3 protein-coding genes are annotated in these 4,313 nt (G+C 51.2%); 2 read left to right on the plus strand and 1 reads right to left on the minus strand.

Translation table 11 applies throughout. The features are described from left to right. Window positions 1-80: 80 nt before the first annotated feature. Window positions 81-644, minus strand: coding sequence for a hypothetical protein (locus DVK05_RS17040; protein ID WP_158598869.1), 564 nt, complete (start codon window positions 642-644; stop codon window positions 81-83). A 338-nt stretch (window positions 645-982) separates the two neighbouring features. Between DVK05_RS17040 and DVK05_RS17045 the strand changes: the two genes are divergently transcribed. Both DVK05_RS17045 and DVK05_RS16320 read left to right on the plus strand, forming a co-directional pair. Then, window positions 983-1,435 carry a hypothetical protein gene (locus DVK05_RS17045; RefSeq protein WP_147437822.1) on the plus strand — a complete coding sequence of 151 codons (453 nt, stop codon included), beginning with the start codon at window positions 983-985 and terminating at the stop codon, window positions 1,433-1,435. A gap of 874 nt (window positions 1,436-2,309) precedes the next feature. Then, on the plus strand, window positions 2,310-4,124 hold the full coding sequence (locus DVK05_RS16320; RefSeq protein ID WP_121564933.1) for a transposase: 1,815 nt from the start codon (window positions 2,310-2,312) through the stop codon (window positions 4,122-4,124). Window positions 4,125-4,313: the final 189 nt, after the last annotated feature.

Raw genomic sequence — 4,313 nt, forward strand, 5'->3', positions numbered from 1 at the left:
GGAACAGCTGTTCACTGAAGATTGCATACCGTTTAACTGATTCAATTCTAGAGACAAGACGAAACGCTCTGCTGGTAGTCTCAGTACGAATCTTGTCCCCTTTCCGAGCTAGAGCGACGAAGACGGTACCGGCGTATCGCTCCGTATAGTCCATAGCCAATCATTACAATCATCGGTACAATCACAACATCGGTGAAAAACGCTTCTATTCCATAAAAGTGCCAAACAATAAGAGGAATTCCAAGGATTGCAATCGGTGTTACGACTATTCGTGTTAGAATTGGGTCAATCGGAATCAACCGAGGTGTGATTTCATGAATAGACACATCAAGGCCCATCTGCTCAAGTTGTGATTTAATTTCGTTGATCTGTGCTGAGGAGATCGGCGTATCCGGTGGATGAGAGAATTTCCACTGAAAGTATTGTAGTTTTATGAGAGCTACGTCAGAAAATCGGATGATTAAGACATGATCGACATTATCAATCTCAACTGGTGAATAAATGTCAAGATTGTATGATTGCGATCTTATCAACGTTCGATTATCTGCATCGATCCGTAATTGAGAATTCACAAACTGGTGACTCAACCACAAGAGCCACAGAGCGATAGCAAACGGTAGCCCAGCAGCAAGCGAGACAAACACGTCGTGAACGGGAGATAGAAGGAAAAAAATGAGCGGAAGCCCAATAACGAAACCAAACCAGAATCGGTTACTTTCCGCTAGTGTTGCGAATAAGAATCGGATCGGAGCGTCTCTGGCCCGATCAAGTCGTACATTCATAATACGAATTATCTCCGAATGGTTATATAGTTTACAGGCCTTGTCGGACTCTAACAAAAACACATATAGACGGGTTTGTTGAAAACAGCTCTGTTGAAATCCTATTCTTCAGACACATTATCATCTGAAACAGCGGGTCGCTGAAGAGTGCTTATTGATTAGGAAGAAACATTATAACGCTACTATCGGTAAAATGGACTATGCCCTCCCGACGTGATGTAATAGTTGGATTGCCTCTATTACTGGCAGGATGTACCGACTTACAGGACGGGTTTAGTTCGGACAGTGGAAGCGACGAAATACCCTCGGCAGACCAAATTGCAGGAGTGTATGCTGTACTTGTTACTGAGGGCTACGAAGATGAGCCGATAGTCCACTACACCGACGACCGAATTCACGGAGTGGCGGCTCTTCAGACGCTTATCGAAATGGGAGTAGATACAGAGCCCCGAACGGACGGTAACAACCAAACCACTGAGCGCCCTGAAACGGTACTCATAGGCCACGGCGATGTTTCACAAGACAACCTGTACGAAGCCGTAGAAGCTCTATATGATCTCCCACAGAGAGAGAGGCGCGATTGGGGGATACCTAAATGGAATATTGAACACCCCGAACAGGTACTCAGAGTCTCCTACGTTCTCTTTGACTGAACTCTACAGATACAACATCTTGTAGGATTCCTGACCATATCGTTTGTATCTCGCACAGGGCTCCTGACACAATACAGGCAAATCCGAACTGAGTGTCAGTGTGTGAATCACCTGTATTGACCGCAATCGGTTTGAGATGTATCGGATTCCGAGGATTTCAACAGAGGTCCGTTTTTGAAATGAGAGTACAACTCAACCAAGTAGCTAAATTGTTGTGTATTCTATTAGTACCAATCTGTGTCTCTGAGTAAGTCCACCGTTTTCGGATTCGTCCTCCTCGTACTACTCACTACATTCGGAGCCGCAATTACCATTCAGTTCCCGACACTGTCGGTCGGTGGTGTAACTGTCCCAAAGTCTCTCATAGTCGGCCTGATCAGTAGTACTCTGCTCGTAACATTACTCGTCTCTCATTACCGGTTCAGAGAAACCCGAAGGTGGACACAGCTTGTTCTGTTCGGAGTTGGGATACTGCTTGCACTCACTCAACAACCGCCTCTCAATTGGATTGGCGTGTCTCTCATTTTCTTGAGTCTAGCTATCGAATGGGAAATTGATCAGCATCTCGTTAAGACCGTTTCTCGATAGATCGATTCGTGACTCCCCTGTACTGAGCGATTCGTACATTACCTATACTGAACGAGAGCAGTGACCACTTCCACTCGGCTGAAGGATTCTTTATATAGTTGGCAAACAAATATGTCTCTACGTGTCAAGAACCGCGGCACAGGCCCCAACCGGGTCACGGTGGGAGCGCCTTGGTCCACGGAGGCATCTCGACGGCGCGGGCTATGAATCTACACCGAAAGATTACGACGTAGACGGACTTTACACCACGAATACTGGCGATCTTGTCGAAGCACGGTCCTTCGATATGACATTCCGCGAAATGGTTGACGGCGTTCTTACAACCTACCCGCGCGAGCAACAAGTCCGGCACGATCGCTCTGTTACGCTAGAAGATCTTGTCGCTGAAATCCCTGCCTGCTACCTCCGATTCTACGACACTCTTGACCACGAACAGGGCGACCCGAAACCTTGGGAAGCTGTCTTCCGAGCGCACGTGCTCCGCTGCGTGAAGGGCTGGAACAGTGAAACAACTCTCTGGAAATATCTCAAACAGAAGCCGTTTCTCAGCACGCAGCTCGGCTTCGACGGCATCCCTACTCAGTCCACACTCTGGCGGGCTTGGAACGGCCGTCTCGAAGATGTCCGCGACGCCGTTCGAGATGCTGCTGAGGTCGTCGTGGATATCGCTCGATATCACGATATTCCTGCGCCCGAACCCTCGTTTCTACCCAACCAGCCGACGGATACAGTCACACGTTCAAAAAGCAAGGATACGCTCGCTCGTGAGAAGGCCCGCGAGGTTTGGAAGGGTGCGAAGCCCATCGTCGAGGACTGTTTCCACCTTGACCGCAGCAGAAACGCAAGTATACCCGAAGGCGCATTCTGGGAACAGCAGTCATACCTCGGGATGCGGACTGATATGCACCCGAACGACGGCGCACAGTCCTTTGCCGCCGACTCTACCCGATCGAAGACGCCGTCTGGCGACTCCCACCGGCTCCAGACGAAAGATCTCGGCGTCGGACGTATCCGGACAATGCTCCGGGAGACTAGCCGGACACTCGTTAAGCAGGCGAAATCCAAGGACAAGATGGGCCGCAAGCAGATGGCAGCCATCGACATCACGAAAGGCAACCCGTGGGATGGCGAGATCACCCGAGATCGGAGCGGACAGAATCAGGAACCGTGGATTCTTGGGTACAAAGGCGATGACGGGCCGTTCTTCCAGTGGGCAGTCATCAAACTCGTCGGTCACGATGTCCCGCTCATACTCGATGCCGTCCCAGTTGAACGCGGCCGGAAGCGAGCAGATCTCGTAGACGATCTGCTTGATGGTGCGACAGATATTGTCCCCGATCTGGACCTCGTGATGATGGACCGCGAGTTCGCCAACGATGGCGTGAAAGACGCCTGCGAGAAGCACAACGTTCACTACCTGAATCCGGGCGTTGTGCGCTCCAGCAGCGACCACGAACACCAGATTGCCAAGCTCGCCAGCGAGAACAGAGACTTCGACGTGGTCAAGCAAAGGCGTCTGGACGACGGGCCAGCACGAAAGGCAGTCTATCTCCCGAAGCGCGAGTGGGAACGTGAAGACGAAGATGACGATGAGAATGACGTCACGATTCGGCAGGAACTTATCGAGGAGTTCGAAGATATTGGCGAGACAACGCCGCTCTCAGAGGACCGCGGCGGCAACTCACCGCTGGGAAATCTCCTTGATGAGGTGCGTGAGGAAGAGGAGATCATGGAGCCAGCGCGGGTTGAAGCACCAACGGTGCCGTTCGAGACGAATCTTCCGTGGGTGGATGTCAATCCTTCGGACGACCGGGAGATGAAACATCAGATTGGGCGGCTGATGGTCCGATACAAGCGCCGGTGGGGCATCGAAAACGGGTTTAAGAAACTGAAGACGTTCCTCGCGGAGACACAGTCACCCGACCACCGGTTCCGGTACTTCAACTTCGCGTTCGCCTGCGTGTTGTACAACTGCTGGCGACTCGTGGATATCCTCGTGCAGTTGGAACTCCACGGTGAGGTCGGCGACCAGCCGGCGGTCTCTTCGAACTCGTTCCTGACATTTGCCAAGAAGAACTACGGTCTCGATCCACCCGACTAATTTCTTGTCTCCTCTGAGTTTGCTTGATCGTGAGCGGCAGCGCTGACCTAATCGGCGATTTTCTATCGGAATTGTGAACGCTACGCGATAGGTCTCTCAGAAACGCATTTCGAGGCCCGCTCGGCCACTTCTTTCAGATGACTTAGCCTCGAAACCTGTGCATCATAGACCCATCTTCGCAACATCAGG

The organism is Halorubrum sp. Atlit-8R, assembly GCF_003666025.1.
GTDB classification, from domain to species: Archaea; Halobacteriota; Halobacteria; order Halobacteriales; family Haloferacaceae; genus Halorubrum; species Halorubrum salinarum.

Bases quoted from the DNA above. Each gene is read 5' to 3' on its own strand.
- DVK05_RS17045 (WP_147437822.1), top strand. From the start codon at position 983: ATGCCCTCCCGACGTGATGTAATAGTTGGATTGCCTCTATTACTGGCA.
- DVK05_RS16320 (WP_121564933.1), top strand. From the start codon at position 2,310: ATGACATTCCGCGAAATGGTTGACGGCGTTCTTACAACCTACCCGCGC.